This is a genomic window from Sinomonas albida (assembly GCF_004919045.1).
GTDB lineage: Bacteria > Actinomycetota > Actinomycetes > Actinomycetales > Micrococcaceae > Sinomonas > Sinomonas albida.
In genome coordinates, this window is the sequence record NZ_SWDW01000001.1 from 35795 (window position 1) to 58259 (window position 22465).

22 protein-coding genes are annotated in these 22465 nt (G+C 70.0%); 12 read left to right on the plus strand and 10 right to left on the minus strand.

All coding sequences use genetic code 11. The features are described 5' to 3' along the window. Window positions 1-8: 8 nt before the first annotated feature. Complete coding sequence (locus E6A26_RS00180) at window positions 9-1898, minus strand: glycoside hydrolase family 2 protein (RefSeq protein ID WP_136609174.1); 1890 nt, start codon at window positions 1896-1898, stop codon at window positions 9-11. A 246-nt stretch (window positions 1899-2144) separates the two neighbouring features. Here E6A26_RS00180 and E6A26_RS00185 point away from each other — a divergent pair, with 246 nt between their 5' ends. The 8 genes from E6A26_RS00185 to E6A26_RS00220 all read left to right on the plus strand — a co-directional run bounded on the left by E6A26_RS00185 (window position 2145) and on the right by E6A26_RS00220 (window position 10446). Then, a complete protein-coding gene (locus tag E6A26_RS00185) occupies window positions 2145-5021 on the plus strand; it encodes an FAD-binding and (Fe-S)-binding domain-containing protein (protein ID WP_136609175.1) in 2877 nt (958 codons plus the stop codon). A 101-nt stretch (window positions 5022-5122) separates the two neighbouring features. Then, entirely contained in the window at window positions 5123-6586 is a 1464-nt protein-coding gene (locus tag E6A26_RS00190; protein WP_136609176.1) for a CYTH and CHAD domain-containing protein, read from the plus strand. A gap of 1 nt (window position 6587) precedes the next feature. Then, window positions 6588-7670 (plus strand): FUSC family protein, encoded by a 1083-nt coding sequence (locus tag E6A26_RS00195; RefSeq protein ID WP_234864828.1) that lies wholly within the window; start codon window positions 6588-6590, stop codon window positions 7668-7670. A 149-nt stretch (window positions 7671-7819) separates the two neighbouring features. Further along, window positions 7820-8098, plus strand: a complete 279-nt coding sequence (locus tag E6A26_RS00200; RefSeq protein WP_136609177.1) for a hypothetical protein — start codon at window positions 7820-7822, stop codon at window positions 8096-8098. A gap of 118 nt (window positions 8099-8216) precedes the next feature. Further along, window positions 8217-8549, plus strand: coding sequence for a PadR family transcriptional regulator (locus tag E6A26_RS00205; RefSeq protein ID WP_136609178.1), 333 nt, complete (start codon window positions 8217-8219; stop codon window positions 8547-8549). A gap of 1 nt (window position 8550) precedes the next feature. After that, on the plus strand, window positions 8551-8922 hold the full coding sequence (locus tag E6A26_RS00210) for a DUF1048 domain-containing protein (protein ID WP_136609179.1): 372 nt from the start codon (window positions 8551-8553) through the stop codon (window positions 8920-8922). Beyond that, window positions 8919-9674, plus strand: a complete 756-nt coding sequence (locus E6A26_RS00215; RefSeq protein WP_136609180.1) for an ABC transporter ATP-binding protein — start codon at window positions 8919-8921, stop codon at window positions 9672-9674. Before E6A26_RS00210 ends, E6A26_RS00215 begins: the two co-directional genes overlap by 4 nt. Before the next feature lie 10 nt (window positions 9675-9684). After that, window positions 9685-10446, plus strand: coding sequence for an ABC transporter permease (locus E6A26_RS00220; protein ID WP_136609181.1), 762 nt, complete (start codon window positions 9685-9687; stop codon window positions 10444-10446). A gap of 3 nt (window positions 10447-10449) precedes the next feature. Here E6A26_RS00220 and E6A26_RS00225 read toward each other — a convergent pair whose 3' ends face one another. After that, entirely contained in the window at window positions 10450-11313 is an 864-nt protein-coding gene (locus E6A26_RS00225; protein ID WP_136609182.1) for a class II glutamine amidotransferase, read from the minus strand. Between the two features lie 121 nt (window positions 11314-11434). Between E6A26_RS00225 and E6A26_RS00230 the strand changes: the two genes are divergently transcribed. Continuing rightward, entirely contained in the window at window positions 11435-12127 is a 693-nt protein-coding gene (locus E6A26_RS00230) for a class F sortase (RefSeq protein ID WP_136609183.1), read from the plus strand. A gap of 213 nt (window positions 12128-12340) precedes the next feature. Here E6A26_RS00230 and E6A26_RS00235 read toward each other — a convergent pair whose 3' ends face one another. Together E6A26_RS00235 and E6A26_RS00240 are read right to left on the minus strand one after the other, a co-directional pair. Next, entirely contained in the window at window positions 12341-13369 is a 1029-nt protein-coding gene (locus tag E6A26_RS00235) for a PHP domain-containing protein (protein ID WP_136609184.1), read from the minus strand. Window positions 13370-13479: 110 nt separating this feature from the next. Further along, window positions 13480-15801, minus strand: coding sequence for a transglycosylase domain-containing protein (locus E6A26_RS00240; RefSeq protein ID WP_234864829.1), 2322 nt, complete (start codon window positions 15799-15801; stop codon window positions 13480-13482). 199 nt (window positions 15802-16000) lie between these two features. Here E6A26_RS00240 and E6A26_RS00245 point away from each other — a divergent pair, with 199 nt between their 5' ends. After that, complete coding sequence (locus tag E6A26_RS00245; protein ID WP_168928633.1) at window positions 16001-16612, plus strand: DUF2510 domain-containing protein; 612 nt, start codon at window positions 16001-16003, stop codon at window positions 16610-16612. A gap of 18 nt (window positions 16613-16630) precedes the next feature. Here E6A26_RS00245 and E6A26_RS00250 read toward each other — a convergent pair whose 3' ends face one another. From E6A26_RS00250 to E6A26_RS00275, 6 genes are all read right to left on the minus strand, one after another. Then, complete coding sequence (locus E6A26_RS00250; RefSeq protein ID WP_136609187.1) at window positions 16631-17230, minus strand: hypothetical protein; 600 nt, start codon at window positions 17228-17230, stop codon at window positions 16631-16633. A gap of 73 nt (window positions 17231-17303) precedes the next feature. Then, the gene (locus tag E6A26_RS00255) at window positions 17304-17597 is read right to left on the minus strand and encodes a helicase associated domain-containing protein (protein WP_136609188.1); all 294 of its coding nucleotides are present in this window, start codon (window positions 17595-17597) and stop codon (window positions 17304-17306) included. Window positions 17598-17785: 188 nt separating this feature from the next. Then, a complete protein-coding gene (locus E6A26_RS00260; protein ID WP_136609189.1) occupies window positions 17786-18067 on the minus strand; it encodes a hypothetical protein in 282 nt (93 codons plus the stop codon). Between the two features lie 110 nt (window positions 18068-18177). After that, entirely contained in the window at window positions 18178-18891 is a 714-nt protein-coding gene (locus E6A26_RS00265; protein WP_136609190.1) for an HAD family hydrolase, read from the minus strand. A 103-nt stretch (window positions 18892-18994) separates the two neighbouring features. After that, window positions 18995-19792 (minus strand): SDR family oxidoreductase, encoded by a 798-nt coding sequence (locus E6A26_RS00270; protein WP_136609191.1) that lies wholly within the window; start codon window positions 19790-19792, stop codon window positions 18995-18997. A 70-nt stretch (window positions 19793-19862) separates the two neighbouring features. Then, the gene (locus tag E6A26_RS00275) at window positions 19863-20486 is read right to left on the minus strand and encodes a TetR family transcriptional regulator (protein ID WP_136609192.1); all 624 of its coding nucleotides are present in this window, start codon (window positions 20484-20486) and stop codon (window positions 19863-19865) included. Window positions 20487-20598: 112 nt separating this feature from the next. On the opposite strand from E6A26_RS00275, the gene E6A26_RS00280 reads away from it, so the two are divergent. Continuing rightward, window positions 20599-22020 carry an MDR family MFS transporter gene (locus E6A26_RS00280; protein ID WP_136609193.1) on the plus strand — a complete coding sequence of 474 codons (1422 nt, stop codon included), beginning with the start codon at window positions 20599-20601 and terminating at the stop codon, window positions 22018-22020. A gap of 24 nt (window positions 22021-22044) precedes the next feature. Then, complete coding sequence (locus tag E6A26_RS00285) at window positions 22045-22464, plus strand: nuclear transport factor 2 family protein (RefSeq protein ID WP_136609194.1); 420 nt, start codon at window positions 22045-22047, stop codon at window positions 22462-22464. The last annotated feature ends 1 nt before the right edge of the window (window position 22465 follow it).

A 22465-nucleotide genomic window follows, 5' to 3' on the forward strand; every position in this document is an offset into this window, starting at 1 on the left:
GCTGGCTCTCAGCGCCCGGTGACCGCCGCCCGGATCTGTTCGATGGGCACCTTCGGCTCCCTGTCCTCGGTCAGGAGCCCGTTGGTCTCCTGCATCGTGTCCGCCAGCTGGGTGTAGCAGCTCCCGGCGAGGAAGGCGCTCGAGCGGATCGCGTCGTAGAGGCCCGTGATGCGGGCGATCCAGTCCTCGCCGCTCGCGGCAGCTGTGTAGCCCCAGCCGTCGTCGCGCCCGGGGCCGACCTGGTAGTCGATCCCGCCGAACTCCGTCAGCATGATCGGCTGGCCCTGGTCCTGCGCGCCGCCCACGAGGATCCGGCGCCCGGCCGGTCCCATGCCGGCGAGGAGCCGGGCCCGCGCCGCGCCGTCCGCGTAGGTGCGCGCGAGCACGCTGCCGTCGCCCTCATAGTCATGGACGCTCAGGATGTCCGAGTTCTGGTGCTCCCAGCCGTCATTGGAGATGACAGGCCGCGACGGGTCGAGCGCGCGGGTGACATCCGCGAGTGCGCGGGAGAACGCCTGCTCGGCGGGGGAGTGGGCGATGTGCTGCATCCCCCAGCTTTCGTTGGCCGGCACCCAGGTCACGATGCTCGGGTGCGACGCGTCGCGTTCGACGGCGTCCATCCACTCGCGCAGGAGCCGCTGGACGGCGGTCGGGGAGAATTCGTAGGCCCCCGGCGCCTCGCCCCAGACCAGCAGCCCGAGGCGATCCGCCCAGTACAGGAACCGCGGGTCCTCGATCTTCTGGTGGATCCGCGTGGCGTTGAACCCGAGGGCCTTGATGAGCTCAAGCTCCGTGCGCAGGGCGCTGTGGCTCGGCGCCGCGAGATGAGACTGCGGCCAATAGCCCTGGTTCAGGACGCTTCGCACGTCGTAGGGGCGATCGTTGAGGAGGAAGCGCTCGCGGTCGACGCCGACGGTGCGGAGGCCGAGGTAGCTCGCCACGGCGTCCAGCTCGTTCCCTTCGCCGTCGGTGAGCGTGACCTCGGCGTCGATGAGATGGGGGTGCTCCGGGCTCCAGAGCAGTTCGCTCTCCGCCTGCCCATTGGTCTGGCGGGCGATGGGCACGGTCACGTCCATGCGGCGGGCGGTGACCTCGACGCCGGCGCTCGCGGATCCGAGTTCCTCGCCGCGCTCCTCCGAGCGCAGGGTGACGCGGGCGGCGGAACCGGCCGGGATGGGGCCGTCGAGGTGGAGTGTCGCCGTCACGGTGGCCGGGCCGGCCTGGGACCACCGGAGCCTCGCGATGTGGGTCACGGGGACGGCCTCGAGCCAGACGGTCTGCCAGATTCCGGTAGTGCGCCGGTACCAGATCGCGTGCGGAGCCTCGTGCCAGTCCTGCTTTCCGCGCGGCTGTGACACGTCGTGCGGATCGTCTTCGGCGCGGAGCACGATGGTGTGCTGCTCGCCGGCGTCGGCGGCCCCGGGCCCCACGATGTGGGTGACATCGAAGGTGAAAGGTGTGTGGCCGCCCTCGTGCTCGCCGACGAAGTGCCCGTCGATCCAGACCCGCGCGCGATAGTCGACGGCGCCGAAGTGCAGCAGGAGGCGGGGCCGGGAGGCGCAATGGCCGGCCACGGCGAGCTCGTCGGGTCCGATCTGACGCGAGTACCAGACCACCGGATGGAACCCGGGCTCGGCGATCCCCGACGCGGTCGATTCGGGCGGGAAGGGGACCTCGATCTGGGGGCCGCCGCTGAAGCCGTTGGGCCACCCGGCTGCGGTGCCGGCGCCGTCGTCGTCATGCCGGAAGGACCACGGTCCGTCGAGGTCACACCAGCTCGCCCGCAGCAGCTGTGGCCGCGGGTAGCTGCCGTCCTGGCGTGAGGCGACCGGCAGGGCCGGTGTGTCTTCCCGGGCCGGCGTCGGTGTCTCGAGGGACTCGGACTCGGTTTCCACCATCACCATGATCCTTTTGTGGGTGAGCGGGGCAGTGGCCATGGTATCTCGGCCCAGAAACATGATTCTAACGTTGAAACGACGCTATCACGGGCGCTTCGGCTGGGGTTGCCACCCGTCCTCGGCCACTCGGCCACCGGACCACAGGCCACCGGGCCCCAGGCCGCCGGACCACAGGCCGCCGGGCCCCAGGCCGAGCATCCCAGTAGGCTTGCGAGAAGTCAGCCGCAGCAGTGGAGGTGCAGGCCAATGGCCCCGACCGCGGACTCCCCGCAGGCCACGAGCCCCGCCGCGCCTCGCCGCGGCTTCGTCGGCCAGCTGCAGCTTGAGCTGGGGGACCGCGTGGACGTCTCGCCCCTCACCAAGGCGCTGTATTCCTCTGACGCGTCGAACTATCGCGTGGTTCCGGAGGCCGTGGTCCTGCCCCGGTCGAGGCAGGACGTCATCGCTGCCGCGGCCGTCGCCCGGGCGCACGGGGTTCCGGTCACGGCCCGCGGAGGGGGCACCTCGTGCGCCGGCAACGCGATCGGCCCAGGCCTGGTGATCGACTTCTCACGGTTCATGGACCGGGTTCTGGAAATCGACCCCGAGACGGCGACCGCAGTCGTGGAACCGGGAGTCGTGCTGAGCGCCCTCCAAGAACGCGCCGCGCCGCACGGGCTGCGGTTCGGTCCAGATCCCTCGACGGCGAACCGCTGCACGATCGGCGGGATGATCGGGAACAACGCGTGCGGCCCGCACTCGCTGGCCTCCGGGCGCACGGCTGACAACGTCGTGTCCATGACGTGGCTGACCGGGCGCGGCGACGTCATCACGGTCGGCGCGGGCAGCAGCGCGCTGGGCGCCGTGCCGGGGCTCGAGGCCTTCGTCGCCGACAACCTCGCAGTGCTGCGCACCGAGTTCGGCCGCTTCGGCCGGCAGATCTCGGGCTACTCCCTCGAGCACCTGCTCCCCGAGAACGGGCGCAATCTCGCGGCCGCGCTCGTCGGCACGGAGGGCACCTGCGGGATCCTGCTCGAGGCCCGGGTGAAGCTCGTTCCGCGCGCGCCGGCCCCCGCGCTGGCCGTGCTCGGCTACGAGGACATGCCCACGGCGGCCGACGACGTCCCGAACCTCCTGCCCCTCCGCCCCCTCGCGCTCGAGGGGCTCGACGCCCGGCTCTTCGACGTGGTCCGCCGCGCCCACGGCGCCGGCAGCGTCCCCGCGCTGCCCGCGGGCGGGGGCTGGCTCATCGCCGAGGTCGGCGGCGCGACGTCCCAGGAGGCGGTGGCCGCAGCGGAAAGGCTCGTCGCGGCGTCACGGGCGATCGGCGCCGTCGTCCTTCCCGCAGGATCCGACGCGACCCGGCTGTGGCAGATCAGGGCCGACGGCGCCGGGCTCGCCGGGCGCACCGCGGCCGGGGAGCAGGCGTGGCCGGGCTGGGAGGACTCGGCGGTCCCGCCGGAGCGGCTCGGCGGCTACCTGCGCGGGCTCGAGGCGCTCATGGCGGACGAGGGCGTGTCCGGGCTCGCGTACGGGCACTTCGGCGACGGCTGCGTCCACGTGCGCATCGACTTCCCGCTCGAGAAGGACGCCGTGCTCATGCGCCGCTTCCTCGAACGCGCGGCGGCCCTCGCGGCCGAGCACGGCGGCTCGCTCTCCGGCGAGCACGGCGACGGCCGCGCCCGCTCCGAGCTCCTCCCCGCCATGTACAGCCCGGAGGCGATCCGCGCGATGGAGGCCTTCAAGGCGCTCTTCGACCCCGACGACGCCATGAACCCCGGCGTCGTCGTCCGTCCCGCGCCCTTGGACGCCGACCTGCGCCGCCCCCAGGCGCTGCCGCTGCTCGCGAGCGGCGGCTTCGCCTTCGCGCACGACGGCGGCGACGTCACCCAGGCCGTGCACCGCTGCGTGGGCGTGGGCAAGTGCCGCGCCGATCCGCGCGGGGAGGGCGGGTTCATGTGCCCCTCCTACATCGCGACCCGCGGCGAGAAGGACTCGACGAGGGGCCGCGCCCGGGCCCTCCAGGAGATGCTCAACGGGGGAGTGGTGACCCAGGGCTGGCGCTCGCCCGAGGTCCACGAGGCCCTGGACCTGTGCCTGTCCTGCAAGGCCTGCGCGAGCGACTGCCCCACAGGCATCGACATGGCCGCGTACAAGTCCGAGACCCTCTATCGGGCCTACAAGGGCCGGCTCCGCCCGAGGAGCCACTACACGCTCGGCCGCCTCCCGGACTGGCTCAAGCTCGCCGCGCCGTTCGCGCCGCTCGTCAACCTCGCCGGGCGCGTCGCGCCGCTGCGCCAGGTGATGATGGCCGCGATGGGCGCCGACACCCGTCGCTCCCTGCCCCGGCTGCCCAGGGCGCCGTTCCGCTGGGACCGCGCCGCCCGCCGTCGTCCGCGCACCCCGGAGGGGAGGGAAGCTGGGCCCAAGGTCCTGCTGTGGGTCGATTCCTTCTCCGACTCCCTCGATCCCGGCATCCCGCGCGACGCCCTCGGCGTGCTCGCCGCGGCCGGTTGCGACGTGGAAATCGCGGGCCCGGGCGCGTGCTGCGGCCTCACTCTCGTCTCGACCGGCCAGCTCACGGCAGCCAAGGCCAGGCTCCGCAAGACGCTGGACCTCCTCGTCCCCCACGTGCGGGACGGCCGGACGGTCATCGGGCTCGAGCCCTCCTGCACCGCGACCCTGCGCTCCGACCTCCTCGAGCTCCTGCCCGAGGACCCCCGCGCCGCGGAGCTCGCGCGCTCGGTCAGGACCGTCGCCGAGTTCCTCGGCTCGATCGGCTGGGAGCCTCCGAGGTCCGCGGAGAAGCTCCTCGTCCAGCCGCACTGCCACCACTACGCCGTCATGGGCTACGACGCCGACCAAGAGCTCCTCGAGAAGATGGGCTGCGACGTCGAGACCTCGGCCGGATGCTGCGGCCTCGCCGGGAACTTCGGCATGGAGAAAGGGCACTACGAGGTCTCCGAGAAGATCGCCCGCGACGGGATCCTCGCCAAGGCCGCCGCGGCGCCGGACCGACGTCTCCTCGCCGACGGCTTCTCGTGCCGGACCCAGGTCCGCGACCTCGCCGGGCTCGACAGCCGCCACCTCGTGGAGGTGCTCGCCGAGGCGCTCCGCGCCGAGGCTCCCGCCGGAGCCGACTGATGGGCCGGCTGACCGAAACCGGCTGACCGAAACCGGCTGACCGAGATCGCGCTCGCCCGGCCTATCGGTTTCCGCGGGCGAGCGCGGGGAAATTAAGTCCCATGGTCGCAACGCCAGCCCATCCCAATACGGCACGATTCGATGCTTCGCACGCCGAGCACGTGCCGCCCTTCCGGCTGCTGCCCGGCGTCGAGGATGTCGAGGCGGTGCCCGAAGCCTCCATCGAAGACAGGCTCTTCGACACCGTCGACCGCAGGCTCGCGCGGCAGGGCCTCGCCCTGTTCCGCCGAACTGGGGGCATGGATGCGGGGTGGCACCTCAAGTCCCTCGACGCAGCGGACGGCAGGCGGGAGCCGCTCGGCACGAGCGACCAGCCCCCAGCCGCGCTGACCGACGGGCTCCAGGTCCACATCCGCGGGCGGGCGCTCGTCCCCTCCGGCGAGATCAGGACGGCCGCCCGGCGCTGGCGGCTCCTCGCGTCCGACGGCGGTGCCCTCGCCGAAGTGGAGAGCGACGACGTCCGCGTGGTGCCGCTCGACCCCACGTCGGCCCCCCGAATGCTCCGCCTCTGGAACTACGAGCTCTGGACCGCAGCTGGGCCAGAGCTCACGGTGGAACTTCCGGCGATGTTCGCTGAATCGGGGGCCGAGCCAGCGCAGCTCGATCCGCTGCGGATCGCGCTTGCGCCGGGGCCGAGCCGAGCCGCCGAGCCGCGCGGGGTGTTCCCGGCCTACGTTTCCGCGCAGCTGGAGCGCCTCATCGAGCAGGACCCTCTGGTGCGCGCCGGAGAGCAGGAGGCCGTGCACAAGATGAGGGTCGCCTGCCGCCGGCTGCGCTCGGCGCTCTCGACGTTCAAGAAGGAGGCCGGGCCGCAGCAGGCGCAGCTCCGGGCTGAGCTGCGCTGGATCGCTCGCCGCCTCGGGCAGGTGCGCGATGCCGACGTCATGCGTGCGCGCCTGCGCGATCTCATCGCCGCGGAGTCGGGCGACCTCATCATGGGCCCGGTGGCCCAAGGAATCGAGGAGCAGCTCGGCGCGGAGCATCGCCACGCTGCCGAGGGGCTCGCGGAGGCGCTCGTGTCCGAGCGGTACTTCAGCCTCCTCGACAGCGTCGAGGAGCTCGAGCGTCGCCTGGCCGGCCGCCCAGCCAGGACGAAGAAGGTCTCGAAGATCGTCCGCAAGGACTCGAAGCGCCTGCGGAAGGCGGTGCGTGCCGCGGCTGCGAGCTCGGGCTCGCCGGACGCGGTCGCCGCCCTCCACACTGCGCGGAAGGCCGCGAAACGGCTCCGGTACGCGGCCGATGCTGCGAAGCCGCTCGGGAAGCCGAAGGCCCGCAAGCTCAGCCGGCGCGCCGAGCGCCTCCAGGACGTGCTCGGCGAGCACCACGACAGCATCGTCACCGCGGGGGAGCTGAGGCGCCTGGGCGTCGAGGCCTATCTGCGGGGCGAGAACGCCTTCACGTTCGGACTGCTCTACGGCCGGCAGCTGCAGCGGGCCGCGGAGGCCGAAGACGGCTTCGAGGACCTCCGGAAGCGCCTGCCCGCCAAGCTCGGCGGCCTCTCGTGACGTGATCGACCCGAAGGGCACGGTCCTGCGGGGCCTGAAGCAGGCCTTCGCCCGGCACCGGATCGCGCTCGCCGCCAAAACTGCGCTCGCCGCCGGTCTCGCGTGGGCCCTCGCGCCCCTCATCCCAGGCCCGGCCGCCCAGTATCCGTACTATGCCCCGCTCGGCGCGCTCATCACGATGCACCCCACCGTCGCCGACTCGGCGCGCAACGGGTTCCAGAGTCTGCTCGGCCTCGGCCTGGGCATCGGCGCCGCTTTCGCGGTGGCTGCCAACGCCGACGCCAATTCGCTGACGATCGCGCTCGTGGTCGGGATCGGCGTGCTCATCGGCGGACTCCCGAAGATGGGTGCCGCGCGGGACTGGGCCCCGATCGCCGCCCTGTTCGTCCTCGTCATCGGAGGCCACCGGGCGGATGAGTTCTCGGCGGCGTACATCGTCCAGATGGCGCTCGGCGTGGGGATCGGCTTCGCGGTCAACTGGATGATCCTGCCGCCACTGCACTTCGAGGCCGTCGGAGCGGCCTTCGTGCGGCATCGCCATGCGCTCGGCGACCAGCTTGAGGACATGGCGACGGCGATGACCGAGTCCTGGCCCCCGGACCACGAGGAGTGGGCCGAGCGCGAGGGCGTCCTGACGGCCACGGCCTCGGAGGTGAGGCAGGCCGTGGGACAGGCAGAGCTGAGCGCACGCGCCAATCCCCGGCGGGAGCGGCGCTCCCGCGACCTCCGCCGCGACCTCGAAGATGTGCGGGCCATCGAGCGCGTGACCTTCCAGATCCAGGACATCACGGAGGTCTTGGCGAGCGCGATCTGGGAGGACAGCTCCGGGACGTACATCCCCGGTGAGGTCACAGACCTCATCGCCGAGGCGCTCAACGCGACAGCAGCGATGATCCGGGGCTGGACGGACGACGGCGATGTTCCCGACTTGGCGGATCAGGCCCAGGCGGCCGTGGACACCCTGAACTCGGGGATCCTCTCGGCTGCCTCGGAGGAGGCGTCCGTGAGTGCCGCCTCCTCCGTCGCCATGAGCCTGCGACGCGTGATCAGCACCGTCCGGGCCCGCGCCGCAAGCAGCGCCTGACGGCCTCCCGGATCCGCCGGGCCGCCGGGCATAGAGTGGAGCGCGGTACTTCTGGAAGGAGCGGTCGGTTGGAGATCCCAGAGCGATGGGCTGTCGCGATCCGCTCCGCGGGCTTCGGTAGCCTCAGCGCCTTGGCCAATGAAGCCCGGATGTCCACCAACCAAGTCGTCGCGGTGGTGTGCGGCGCTGCGGCCCTCGACGACGATTCGCGCAAGAAGCTTGCCGCGGCCATGCGTCTGCGCCCCGACGAGCTGGCGGACCTCATGGTTCCCCTCGCCGGGGAGGCGAACCCATCCGCCCCCGAGCCCGCGCCTGACACTGTTCCGTTCGTGCTCCCCGAGGGCTCCGAGAAGCTCACGCCTCGGCAGCGGGCCGTGGTGACCGAGCTCGTGCTCACCTTCCTCGAAGCGAGCCAGCCAACGCGCTAGGGCTCGAATCTGGCCTCAAATCTCCGCCTAGAAGTCCGTGCCTGGGGGCCTTGCGCTCCAGCTATTCAGCGTTACTATGTAGTGGTAGTCAACATTACTGAGTAGCTAGGAGTGTTCCGTGGGCAAGCAAATGACGGAGATGCTCAAGGGCACTCTGGAGGGCATCGTCTTGGCGATCCTGTCCGTGCGGCCCGCTTATGGGTACGAGATCACGGCCAGGCTGCGGGACCAGGGCTTCTCCGACATCGCCGAAGGCACCGTCTATGCGCTGCTCGTCAGGATCGAGCAGAAGGGCTTCGTCGACGTGGAGAAGGTCCCCTCCGAGAAGGGGCCACCGCGGAAGGTGTATTCGCTCAACGCCGCAGGGCGCGGCTTTCTAGAAGAGTTCTGGACGACGTGGAGCTTCCTCGCGGAGCGCCTCGAACGGCTCCAGGTAGAAGGAGGCAAGTGAGATGGCAGCCAAATGGATCGAGCTGGTCACGGGATCGCTCGAGCAGAAGAAGCAGTACAGGCAGTACAAGAAGCGCATCGAGACCCTTCCCGAGCCGTACGCCGCCGCGGCGAAGGCCCTCGAACGGTACCTCATGTACTTCGGGGGCATCGCCACGGACGGCGAGACCGTCCTGACGATGTTCGGCGACTTCGCCGACCTGTGGGAGCGTGCGGCGGCCGACGGCACGCCCGTGCGCGCGATCGTCGGCGAGGATCCCGTCGAGTTCGCCGAGACATTCGCGCAGGCCTATGCCGGAACGCGGTGGATCGACAAGGAGCGCGCCCGCCTGACCAAGGCCATCGAGGACGCGGAGCGAGGAGACCAAAAATGAGCACCGACGCGGCAATCCAGGTCCGGGGCCTGCAGAAGTCCTACAAGAAGCTCGAGGTGCTGCGAGGCGTCGATTTCGAGGTGGCCCCCGGCAGCATCTTTGCCCTGCTCGGCTCGAACGGGGCGGGCAAGACCACTGTGGTGAAGATCCTCTCCACGCTGCTCAAGGCGGACGCCGGGGAGGCCAGCGTCAATGGCTTCGACGTCGTCGCCCAGCCAGCCGAGGTTCGCCAGTCGATCAGTCTCACGGGCCAGTTCGCCGCGGTCGACGAGATGCTGAGCGGCCGCGAGAACCTCGTGCTCGTCGCCAAGCTGCGGCACCTCAAGGGCGCGGGTGCGATCGCGGACGGGCTTCTGGACCGTTTCGCGCTGACCGATGCCGCGGCGCGCAAGGTCTCGACCTACTCGGGCGGCATGCGCAGGCGTCTCGACATCGCGATGAGCCTCATCGGCAACCCGCCGCTCATCTTCCTCGACGAGCCAACCACAGGCCTCGACCCCGAGGCTCGCCTCGAAGTCTGGGACGCCGTCAGGGAACTCGCCGCGCGGGGCACGACCGTGCTGCTCACCACGCAGTATCTGGACGAGGCCGAACAGCTCGCCGACAGGATCGCGATCCTCCACGAGGGCCGGATCATCGTCAACGGCACCCTCGCCGAGCTCAAGCGCATGCTCCCGCCGGCCGAGGTCGAATACATCGAGAAGCAGCCGACCCTCGAGGACGTCTTCCTCGCGATCGTCGGCCACGAGTAAGGAAGATCCGATGACCACGCACTTCTTCGGCGACACTGCCGTGCTGTTGGGCCGCTCCCTGCGCCACATCGCGCGCAGCCTCGACACCATCATCACGACCGCGATCATGCCGATCGCCTTCATGCTCCTGTTCGTCTACGTGTTCGGCGGGGCGATCAACTCGGGTTCGGATTCCTACGTGAGCTACCTGCTCCCAGGCATCCTCCTCATCACGATTGCCTCGGGCATCTCCTATACCGCGTACCGGCTCTTCCTCGACATGAAGAGCGGCATCTTCGAGCGGTTCCAGTCCATGCCCATCGCGCGTTCGTCCGTGCTGTGGGCGCACGTGCTGACCTCGCTCGTGGCCAACCTCGTCTCGCTCGTCGTCGTGGTCCTCGTGGCGCTCCTCATGGGCTTCCGCTCCGGGGCCGGGGTGCTCGCGTGGCTCGCGGTCGCAGGCATCCTGATCCTGTTCACGCTCGCGCTGACCTGGATCGCCGTCATCCCCGGCCTCACGGCGAAGTCCGTCGACGGCGCGAGCGCGTTCTCTTACCCGCTCCTCTTCCTGCCGTTCATCAGCTCGGCCTTCGTCCCCACCGCGACGATGCCCGGGCCGGTCCGGGCGTTCGCAGAGAACCAGCCGGTGACGTCCATCGTGAACGCGATCCGGGATTTGTTCACGGGCCAACCCGTGGGCGCCGACATCTGGACCGCTCTGGCGTGGTGCGTCGGCATCCTGGTCGTCGCCTACTTCTTCGCGATGGCAACCTACCGCCGCAAGATCTCGTAGACGTCAGTGCGGCTGCTGGGACGCCGCCGCCTTGGGATCCAGATCGCGGAGCGTGAGCTGGTTCGCGGGGCCGTGAGGGAACGGGCGGGAGGACGTGGTGCGGAGGTCGGGACCCACGTGGAGGAGCTCGCCCGGGTCGAGGAGCCGCCAGCGAGCGTCGTCATCCATCCTCTCGGTGGCGACGAGGACGTGCTCGGCGACGTCGTCGCTGAGCACGCTGATGCGCTGGCTTCGGGCGTCGAGCCGGCGGACGGACGGATCGGGGACCCCGCGGTCCTCGCGCACGTAGAGCTCATGCGTCTCCGGGTAGCGGAGCGCCCACAGCTCCGTGGCCGTGGTGATGATGAAGTTGAGGCTGAACACCGGCAAGCGCTCGGCGATCCAGGAGACGGCGTTGACCACCCCGGCGGCGACGTCCCCGCCCGCGTTCCGGGTCTCGCCGGTGATGAGGGCGAAGAGCCGCTCGCTGTCGGTTTCGCCCCGAACGAGTCCCGCGGTTCCGAGGTCTTCGAGGCGGCGGTCGAGCTGCTCCAGGCCCCCGAAGGACCCATTGTGGGCGAAGAGCCGGCCGGCCTGCTCGAATGGGTGCGTGTTGACGAACGTGTGGGCCCCGGTGCTCGCGTAGCGCACGTGGGCCAGGAACGTGGTGCTCTTGAGGTCGCGGGCTTCCCGGGCGAAGGCCCGATCCTGCCAGGCGGCGACCGCCTGCTTCTCCACCTTCGGGCGGCCCTGGCCGGTGAACGTGCCGACGCCCGTCCCGTCAGGTTCGCGACGGCTCTGCTCGCGCAGGCTGTCTGGGGCGTCGAGGAGCCAGAAAGTGGCCCGGGCTGGGGTTCTTCCTGCGTGCAGTGCGAACAGGCGGCACATGCTCCCACCCTACGCCGGGCGGGAGAGCTTCTTGCTGAATGTCGCTGCGCAGCCCTAGGCTCCTACTGGACTCTCGAACGTTTTCGGGGAACGTTGACCGGAGGGCGATAGGGCAGCCGCCGTGGAGAACTCAGGCAAGGCCGAGGTGCCCGGCGGCCGCCGGGCCGGCAGACTGGGTCCCGTCCGCTGGCCCCGCAGGCGAACAATCCTGGGCGCTGCCGCCGTGGCGCTGTTCATCTGCGCCCTCGTGGTCGGGGTAGGCCTCGCGCTCCCCCAGCCGACGGCGCCGGGCGGCCCGGCGGTCCAGGAGACGGCAACCTCGCAGGCCAGGGCCCCTTCGTCGGCGCCCCAGCCGGCAGCCTCGCCGGTGCCCGTGGCCGCTCCCGTGCGGCTCGTGTACGCGAGCCTCGGCGTCGACATGCCGGTCAGGACGCTGACGCCCACGCCGCAGGAGCTGGCCCAGCGGACCCTGGACCCACCCCTCACGAAGGATGCCTACTGGCTCAGCAACTACGGCCGCCCGGGCAGCGGATCCACGGATACGACGTTCATCATCAGCCACCGGTGGATCGGCGAGGACGCGCCGTTCAACCGGATTGGCAGCGGGGCCCGGCCCGGCGACCACTTCCTCGTCCAGACGCAGGCTGGCACGCTCGAATACGCCGTCGACTCGGTCACGGACTACGACAAGGCAACACTCGCCGATTCACCCATCTGGGCTGTCGTCCCGAACCGAGTGGTGATGATCACCTGCGACCTGGATGATCCGTGGGGAAAGAACACCGTGGTCACGGCGGAACCCGTTCGGAAGTAGTCGCCCCGCGGGTTTCGGGGGCTCTTCGGAAGGGTAAAACGTGAGTGAGGCGTCGCCGGCTGACTGGGGAGCCGGTACGGTGAGGCGCCTCGCGTGGGTGGTTTCGGTGAGATGGCGGGTCCGCAGCGTGGGCCCGCCATCGTATGCCCGGATCACCCGAGCCGGGAGCCCGAGCCTCGAACAACAAACGGCGCCCCAGCCGCGCGAGCCGAGCTACCGCCGTCGTCCGCTCCACTCGAGAAGCCGCTCTCGAGTCCACGTCGTCACGATCCTCTCCGCCGGGACACCGTTGGCCTCCGCGCGCGCTGCGCCGTACTGGAGGAAGTCGAGCTGGCCCGGCGCATGGGCGTCGCTGTCGATGCTGAAGAGGCACCCCGCGTCGAGGGCCTGGCGGATGAGGCCGTCGGGCGGGTCCTGGCGCTCAGGGCGCGAATTGATCTCCACGGCGACCTGATTCTCGGCACAGGCCGCGAAGACGCGCGCTGCGTCGAACTGGGACTCGGGCCGCGTTCCGCGCGAGCCTGTGACCAGCCGCCCAGTGCAGTGGCCGAGCACGTCCGTGTGCGGGTCCTCGATGGCCCGGAGCATGCGCCGGGTCATCACGGGCGCCTCGGACCGCAGCTTCGAGTGCACGCTCGCGACGACGATGTCAAGCTGGCTCAGCATCTCGTCGGTCTGATCGAGCGTGCCGTCCTCGAGGATGTCCACCTCGATGCCCGCGAGCAGGGTCAGGCGATCTTCCGCCGGGCGCGCGGCATTCAACGCGTCGATGAGGTCCACCTGCTCGGCGAGGCGCTCGGCCGTGAGCCCGTTCGCGACGGTCAGGTTCGGCGAGTGGTCGGTCACCGCGAGGTACTCGCGGCCCAGGAGCTGCGCCGCCTGCGCCATCGTCTCGAGGGGAGAGCCGCCGTCGGACGCCGACGTGTGGCTGTGGAGGTCGCCCCGGAGCTTCCCGAGCAGCTCGCGGCCGCCCTCCGCAAGCGGCTCCTCGCCGCGCTCGCGGAGCGACACGAGATAGTCCGGGACCTGCCCTTCGAGGGACTGCTGGATCACCTCCAGCGTCCGCGCGCCGATCCCGGGCTGGCGCTTGAGCCGGCCATCGTGGGCCTGCGCTGCGAGGTCGCCGGCCGGGAGGCCGGCGATCGCAGCCGCGGCATTGCGGAAGGCTTTGACCTTGAAGCTCGGGGCGAGTTCCCGCTCGAGCCGGAAGGCGATCTCGTTGAGCGCGTCGACAGGGTCCATGCCCCTATCCTGCACCGTCACCGCGCCGCCTCACGCGACAGCGTCGCCTGCGGGGTCTTGCCCAACGGACGACGGCGGCGCGGGGCTCACGCCTGCGCCGCGCCTTTCGCTCACTGCTCTCCCCCGTAGGGCGGCACGGGGATCGGCGGCAGAGGCGGCAGGACGGGGAGCGCCGGAGGAGCGGGCGGGGCGGGCCGCGCCGGCGCTGGAGCGGGCGGCGCCGGTGCCGGGGCGGGAACCGCAGCGGGGGCGGGCGGCGGTGGCCCGGGCGCGTTGACCAGGTTGGGCGGCGGGCCGTCGAACGGCCCGTGGTCGAAGAAGCCCAGGACCTGCTGCATGTAGTAAGCCCATTGCGGTCCAGCGATGTACGCGCCGTCGATCACCGGCCACGGCCTGCCGTTGACCACCACGTTCCGGCCGAGGTGGTCTTCGGGATTTCCGAGCGCCTCGCCGAAGTACGAGGCCGTGGAGAGCCCCTTCGTGTATCCGATGAGCCATGTCTCGCTGTTGTACTGGTTGGTGCCCGTCTTCGCGGCGTCCGGGACGCCGAGCTTGATGGTCTGGCCGTTGGTGTCCTTGATGTTGTAGCCGGAGCCCTTCGTGAGGACCTCCTGGAGGACGCTGTTGACCGCCTTGGCGACGTCGGGCTTGATCGCGTTGGGCTGGCAGGCCGGGGACTGCCCGCCGATCTTCTTGCCCTGCGCGTCGATCACATCGGTGATCGAGATTGGCGCGCAGTACGTGCCGTTGCTCGCGAACGTCGCGTACTCGTCGGCGAGGGTGAGCGGCGCGAGGTTCAGGCCGCCGAGCAGGTTGCCGAGCGTCGACATGTCCGCCTTCTTGCCGCCGCCTTCACCGTCGTGGAGACCCAGCGCATCCGCGGCGCGCTGGATGTCGCAGAAGTCGTTGAGGCCGGCCGCCTCGGCGAACGTCGCGGTGTTGATCGACTGCACGACGCCCTCGCGGACGCTCATGGGCCGGTACCACTGGGGCTCGTCATTCTGCAGATCCGGCGCGGTGTTGAAGGGCGGCACCGCGGTCTTCGAGTCGAAGGCGCCCACCACGTGGGCGCACGAGTCCTTCCACGGGTAGTTCAGCGGGTATACCCGCTTGGACGCGTCGACCATCTGGTCGGTGGGTTTGCCCTCGTTGAGCCACGCCGTGAGGGTGACGGGTTTCATCGCCGATCCGGGCTGCATCCCGCCGGCGCCGCCCAACGGGTTGCCCTTCGCATCCAATTTGTCGACGTTGAAGTTGTAGGACGTGACGAAATTGGACCCCTGGCCCGGGAGCAGCCGGGTGTTCTGCGCCATCGAGACGATCCGGCCCGTGCCTGGCTGAACCGACACGAGTGCCGTTCCCCATTTGTCAGGGTTGGCGCCGGCGGTCGCATCCACCTGGGCCTGGGCCGGGCCCTGGAGCCGCGGATCGAGCGTGGTCTTGATGGTCAGGCCGTTGCGCTTGAGGTTCTGGTCGCGTTCGGCCAGGTCCTTGCCATAGGCGGGGTCGTTCTCGATCTGATGCAGCACGTATTCGCAGAAGTATTGGGCCTGAGACGCGTACGCGCAGCCCTGTTTGGGCGTGTTGACCTTGAGCTGGAGCGGCGTCGCGACTGCCGCGTCGTGATCCTTCTGGTTGATGTAGCCGTGCTTGAGCATCGCGTCGAGGACGAGGTTGCGCCTCTCCACCGAGGCGTCCGGGTGCGTCGTGGGGTCATAGATGGTGGGCCCGTTGACGATTCCCGCGAGCAGCGCGGCTTGGGGGAGCGTGAGATCTTTCGCGTCGACCGAGAAGAAGTACTGGCTCGCCGCTTGGATGCCGTACGCGTTGGTGTTGAAGAAGACGAGGTTGAGGTAGCCCTGAAGGATCTGGTCCTTCGAGTACTGCTGCTCGAGCGCGATCGCGAGCTTCATCTCGCGCAGCTTGTCGCCGATCGTCTTCTGGGAATCAAGGGCGACGGCGGTGTCCTCGCCTTGGGCGACCGAGTTCTCCCTGAGCACGTTGGAGACGTACTGCTGGGTCAGCGTCGAGGCTCCCTGACGGTCGCCCCGCGCGTTGGCGATGACCGCCCGGAGGATGCCCGTGGTGTCGACGCCGCCGTGCTCGTAGAAGCGGTAGTCCTCGACGGCGACGATCGCGTTCTTGAGGCTGGGTGAGATCTGATCGAGGGGAACCGGCGTCCGGTTCTCGGTGAAGAGTGTCGCGATCTGGGAGCCATCGGCCGCGAGGATTCGCGTGACGAGGCTCGGGGGTTCGACTTTGAGCTGGGTCGGAAGGCTGTCGAAGAACTGGACCGAGCCGTATGCTGCGCCACCAGTTACCGCCGCGGCAGGCATCATCAGGCCCGCCACAAGGACTCCGCAGAGGGCGCTGACGCTCAGGTAGGCGAAGAACAGCCCGAGCGCTCTGGCCACGTGCAGGACATGGGCCATAGACCGCATTATAGGAGGCCAAGCCGCGCCCGCTCTGGGGATAAAGACCGTACCGCACCCCGGTCTTTGGTCCTGTGCGCTTCAGGGCGGTGTCGCCTATGATCGCCGTGATTGCCCTCGGCAACGGGCCGGGGCTGGACGGGATGTGGGGGGGACGCGCATGCACGGATCCAGTGGGGGATGGCCCTCGGCCGTTCACGTGACGGGATCTGGAGGCGTCGCCGCGGGACCCGGCTGGTATCCGGCCCCTGACCGTCCCGGCCAGGTCAGATGGTGGGACGGGCGCATGTGGTCGGCGTACTACCAGCCGATGTACATGCGGGGAGCCGTGGGGCGCTCGCCGCTCCGCCAGGGTGCCCCCATCTACGGGTGGGCCATCTGGCTGGTCACGCTGCTGCCCTACGTCGCTTTTGCGCTCGAGCTCGCGTGGTACCCGACCTTCCAGTACCGGACCGTCGTGAGCGGCGGCCGGCAGGTCCAGATGCTCGATCCCGGTTCCGTCTTCACGCCGCTCTACTTCGTGACGATGGTCTCCGGAATCCTGGCCTATGGGCTGGCCGTCTGGTTCGCCTACCTCGACAGCCGCCGGCTCGAGGCCGAGGGTGTGGTCCGGCCGTTCCACTGGGCCTGGACGTTCCTCTCCTCGATCGTCTACGTCATCGGGCGGTCGGTGATTGTCCATCAGGTCGCGCGGCCCCGCGGCTTGGCTCCGGTGTGGGTCTTCGCGGCGGCCTTTGTGCTCACCAACATCTTGATGATCTTCAAGATGATGAGCCTCATCCCGATGCTGACGCCGTCCATCCCCGCGTGAGCGGGGGCTCGGCAACCTTCAGCTTGACGCGTTGCCGGGACGCTTCAGCCCGCCGATGAGCCGCGCCTGGAGCTCCTCGCGATAGGCCGCGCCGCGGGGATCCACGCGCTCCATGGCGTCAGCGAGGAGCATGGCGATCTCGCTGTTCCCCTGAGGATCGGCGACGGCGGGGGCCTCGACGGGCTCGGTGTGCATCGCGAGCGCGTCGCCGACCTGGAGGGCGTGCAGCTCGAAGGCTCCCATGGGGGCAATGGCCTGGGCCATGAGGACCGCGCGCGACACCGTGGGCGGGATGTGTTCGGCGACCACGGAAGGCTGGTGCTCCGCTTCCGGGTGTCGCTGCTGCTCGACCAGCCAGAGCTCGAGGGCGCGGACCACCTGCTCGACGTCGGCGTCGGAGAGCTTCACCTCGACGACGTGGCGCACCCCAGCGTCGTCGCTGTTGAGGAGCACGGTAATCGAGTTCGCGCGAACCGAGAGGTAGGCGTCCTCGAGGTCCAGCGGAGCGTCGCTCACGCTGAGGAGGGAGGGGTCATCATGGATGCGGCGCAAGAGCCACGCGACGTCCACGCCGAGATCGTCCTCAAGGTACAGCCGGTCTGAAGGGGCGTACTCCATGTTCGTGATGCTAAGACCTCGATCTCGGATAGGGGAGAGGCGATCGGTCTGGTCCGCTGAGGCCCAGCGGCCGCTAGCCGCGCTCGATGGCGTCGAAGGCCCAGCCTTCGCCGAGCGCCTCGTCGAGCAGCGCTCGCCCCTGTTCGGAGAGCGTTCCGCGCCGGGCCTCGGCCCGCTGGCCCTCGACCCAGCGACCCAGCCGGCCCTCCTCCGCGGAAGCGGACGCCGGTTCCGGGTTCCGGCCGTGCGCGGCGCAGAAGGTCTTCAGTCGCTGCAGCGTCGAGAGGAAGAGCTCGTCGCTGCCCTGCATCGGGTCGTGCAGTCCGGTGATCTGCCGCGACAGTTCTCGCCTCGTGAAGTCGTCCATGGTTGTGCCCCCAGCTCTCGGTCTAATTCAGCCCTCACATTATGCATCTGAAATGTCTCTTTCATGTGATCGGCGACACTTTGCGACGGGGGGCGCGCCTCATCGAGGCGGGACGGAGGTGGGCCCCAGCGAGGCAGGACGGAGGGTGCGCCCCAGCGAGGCAGGGGTGGGGAGCTGAAGCGCGGGCTTCAGGTGGTGGCGAAGGTGACCGCTGGCAGGAGTGCAGTCCGCGGTGCCAGCGCCTCGGGGCTCGACGGCCCCACGGTCACGCCGTAGCGCGCAGCCGCCTCGCGTATCCAGAGGCACGGCCAGTCGCGGCCGCAGAAGCAGTAGTCGGGGTTCGGGGTCTCGCAGGGTGAGTGGTTTGCGCTGATCAAGTGGTGGTCGATCAGCGCTCGCTCATCCTCGGGGCAGCACGTCATCTGGGTGTCGATGCGCCTGCGGAGTTCTTGGAGCCAGGTGTGAGGCACGGCGGAAAGGCTACACGGCTCGCGTGGCGGCAAAGTGACCCGCGAGTAGGTTTGATCCCCGGAATCCCGCGGAAGGCCGCCGTCGTCCGTGCTGTGTGCCATGGTGGAAATCACACCTCGGCGCGCGCCAACCGGCCCACGGCGCTCGCGTCGAACTCGGCGAGGAGTGCCTCCGCGTCTTTGAAGACCTCGGCTGCCCCGGCGTCGCGCAGTTCGGCCTCGCTGGTTCCGCCGCACGTGAGGCCGACTGTCGGGATGCCGAGCCTCGACGAGGCTTCGACGTCCCAGACCGAATCGCCCACGAAGACGACATCTTCGGCGCGGAGGCCGCCCGCCGCGAGCGCGGCCTCGAGGATGTCCGGGGAGGGCTTGCTCTCCTCGGCGTCCGAGGAGCTCGTCGCGGCCGTGATGGCCCGGTCCGCGCCGAGGGCCTCACGCAGGACCTCGAGGTCCCGGGCGCTCGCCGAGGACGCGAGCACCACAGCGAGGCCGCTCGAGGCGCAGCGGCGGACCAGCTCGCGGGCCCCCTTGAAGGCGACCAAGGATGGCCAGAGCGTCGAGAAGATCGCGGAATGCGTTGCCTTGAGGTCGGCGTCCTGGGCTGAGTCCCGGGAATCTCCGAGCAGGTGGGCGATGAGCTTGTCTCCGCCCATCCCCACGGCGCGATGAATCGCGGCCATCGTCACCTGATGGCCGAAGCGGCGGAACGCGTGCCACCACGCGAGCGTGTGGAAGTAGTTCGAGTCCACGAGCGTGCCGTCGACGTCGAAGAGTACGCCGCGCCGTCGATCCTGGTCGCGGTTGCTGCTGTCTCCCGGGGCCATGGTTCCCCTCCTGTGCGGTGGTGGTTGCCTCAGGGGCGTTTCCCCGCGCGGGAGGGTTGAACCAGACTGCTTCACGGGGGACCCGCGCCGCGGCCGGCGTCGGCTAGCCCTTCCGCCATTCGTCGTCGGTGAGGTGCGAGCCAGCCTGCGGGCCCATCTGGAGCATGCCGCCGTCGACCGTCCAGGACGCGCCCGTGACGTAGCTCGACGCGGGGGAGGCCAGGAAGGCGATCACCGCGGCGACCTCGCGGGCGTCTCCGGGCCGGCCGAGCGGGACGCCGGGTCGGCGGGTCTGGAAGGGATCCTGATCCTCCTGGCCCGTCATGGGCGTGGCGATCTCTCCGGGCGCAACCGAGTTGGCCGTGATGCCGAAGTGCCCGAGCTCCTGCGCGATGGTCTTCATCAGGCCGCCAAGTCCGTGCTTGGCGGCGTCATACGCGGATGAGCCCACGCGAGGCTGGTGCTCGTGGACACTCGTCACGGCGATGAGCCGCCCGCCGTTTCCGGTGCGCACCATGCGGCGCGCCGCGCGCTGAAGGCACACGAAGGCGCCGTCCAGATCGGTCGCGACGATATGCCGCCAGCGCTCGTAGTCGGTGTCGAGGAACGGAACGTTGGCACCGGTTCCGGCGTTGTTGACGAAGACGTCGAGCCCGCCGAGCTCGTCGGCGAGGCCGTCGACGACGTCGCCGCAGGCTGGCGCGTCCGAGACGTCGAGGCGGCGGATCACGGCTCGCTGACCGTGCGTGCGAACCTCCTCCGCGGTCTGCTGCGCGCCGGCCTCGTCCGAGTGCCAGGTCACTCCGACGTCCATCCCTGCCTGGGCGAGTGCGACGGCGGTGGCCCGCCCGATGCCCGAGTCCGAACCCGTGACGATGGCGGTGCGCGGTGCGAAAGTCATGCGTGCTCTCCTTCGTTGCGATCGGATGTTCCGTAAGGGGCATTACCCTTGCGGAGCCCTCCGACGCAGTTCAGAGCCCTCGCTCGAGCAGCTCGAATGCCTCGCGCCCCTCCTTGCGCATCGCCCGCCCGATCTCGAGGCCGCTCCCGCCCTGGGCGGCGAGCCGCTGCGCGAGGCGGGTCATGGCACGGTTCACTCCCATGAGGGCGTTCGCCGTGACCCACGCGCTCAGGGCCGACGACGGCGCCGAAGGGTCCCGTGCGATGAGCTCGGCGAGGGCGTCGGTTGCCTGGTCGACGATGCGCTGCTCGCGGGCCTGGAGCGTCTCGCTCCCCGCAATGATGCGCGCGGTGCGGGCGACGGCGGAGCTTGCCCCGCCGTCGTCGTCCGCCAGGGCCCCGCGCGGCTCGAGGACGAACTCGCGGAAGGCCACCACGGCGCTCGTGCCCTCGGGCCGAGCTGCGACCGCGGCGAGGAGCCGCTCCTCGTAGGACTGCATCCCGCCGTAGACGAGGTCTTCCTTGCTGGGGAAGTAGTTGAAGACAGTCGCCTCGGAGACGTTGGCCGCGCGCGCGATCTCTGTGACGGGGACGCGGTCGAAGCCGCGCTCGTCGAACAGGCCCAGTGCGGCGTCGGCGATCCGCCGTCTCGTCTCGAGCTTCTTGCGCTCGCGGAGTCCCAGCTGCTCGGTCATGCGCTTACCTTAGCCCCTTGACCTACGGTCACCAGATATTTAGAGTTACTATAAAGATTGAGTTGCTCCAGAAAATTGACCCGAAGTCTCGACGAAATCGAAGGGAGGCATCATGGCCTCGTCCCAGCACATCTCCGCTCCGGCCACCGCCCAGGCGCCGCCGCGCCTCGGGCCCGAGCTCGTGGGCATCATCGTGGTCGTGGTCGGGGGCGCCCTCATCACGGTCCTCGACGCGACGGTCGTGAGCGTCGCGATCGGCACCCTCGCCTCGCGCTTCAGGGCGCCGATCGCGGAGATCCAATGGGTCATCACTGCGTATCTCGTGGCCATGACCGCAGTCATCCCGCTCACGGGCTACGCCGCGGACCGCTTCGGCGGCCGCCGCGTGTGGATGGCGGCGGTCGGCCTGTTCGTCCTCGGATCCGCGCTCGCGAGCCTCGCATGGTCCGCCGAGAGCCTCATCGTGTTCCGCGCCGTCCAAGGGCTCGGCGGCGGCATGGTCGTCCCGGTGGGGATGTCCCTCGTCGCGCAGTCGGCGGGGCGAGAGCGCATGGGCCGCGCGATGAGCGCTGTCAGCATCCCGATGATGCTCGGGCCCGTCCTGGGGCCCGTGGTCGGCGGCATCCTCGTCTCTGCCGCGGACTGGCGCTGGATATTCCTCATCAACATCCCTATCGGGCTCGTGGTCCTCGCCTTCTCGCCGCGTGTCATGCCGGCGGGGGAGCCTCGGCCAGGCCATCGGCTCGACGTTCCGGGCCTCGTGCTGCTCTCGCCCGGGCTCGCCGCGCTCGTCTACGGGCTCAGCGTCGTCACCGAGTCGCCGGGCGCGGCAGGCGTGTGGGCCGGGGTGGGCGCCGTGCTCGTGGCGGCGTTTGCGTGGCGCGCGTTCCGGGCGTCCGAGCCGCTTCTCGAGCTGCGGCACTTCGGCCTGCGCACTTTCACAGCGGCCGCGGTCATTCAGTTCCTCCTGGGCGGCGTCCTCATCGGCTCGATGCTCCTGCTGCCGCTCTACTACCAGCAGGCCAGAGGGCTCACGCCGGGCCTCACCGGGCTGATGCTCATCCCGCAGGGAGTCGGCGCGGCGATCGCGCTCTACGCCAGCGGGCCGCTCGTCGATCGAGGGCGTGGCCGCGCCGTGGTCTCTGCGGGCGCCGTGCTCATGGCCGCCGGACTCGCGGCGTACACGTTCGCACCGGCCGACCCACCGCTTGCGGTGCTCATCGGAGCCCTCTTCGTGGCCGGCCTCGGCGCGGGCTGCACCATCACACCCCTCAACACCGCGGCCTACTCCGCCCTCGATCGCGCGGCGATTCCGCGCGCGACGGCCACGCTCAATATCCTCCAGCGCATCGGTGGCGCGCTCGGGACGGCGACGTTCGCCGTCGTCCTCGGAAGACTGCTCGCCGACGCCCATTCCGCGGCCCAGATGACCGCCGCGTTCGGTGCGGTCTTCTGGCTGCCGGTGGCCGCCGTCGTCCTGGCCCTGCCGCTCGCCGCGCTGCTTCCGCCCCCAACTCCAACCCCTACCAACTGAAATCCGCACGAAAGGAGCACCACCATGGAAACCAACACCACCACAGAGGTCCTCGACCTCGTACAGGCCTGGGCCGCGGCCGAGCTCGCGGGGGACGTCGATGCGTACGGACCCTTGTTCGCCGACGACTTCCAAGGCATCGGCCCCGTCGGCTTCGTCCTCGACAAGGACCGCTGGGCACAGCGGCACCTCGGCGACGTGGTCAACGAGGAGTTCGAGATCCTCGAACCGCACGTGCGCTATTACGGGGACACGGCGCTTGTCGAGGCCATCCAGCGGCAGAAGACCATGGCCCGCGGGAAGGACGCGAGCGCCTCGTTCCGCGTGCTCGTCGTCCTGGTGCGCCAAGGCGAGGGCTGGGTCATCGCGAATGTCCAGCTGAGCGGGCCGCTCATTGGGCCCGGCGAGTCGGCACCGTGGCTCAAGGAGAAGCGCGGGGAGTAGT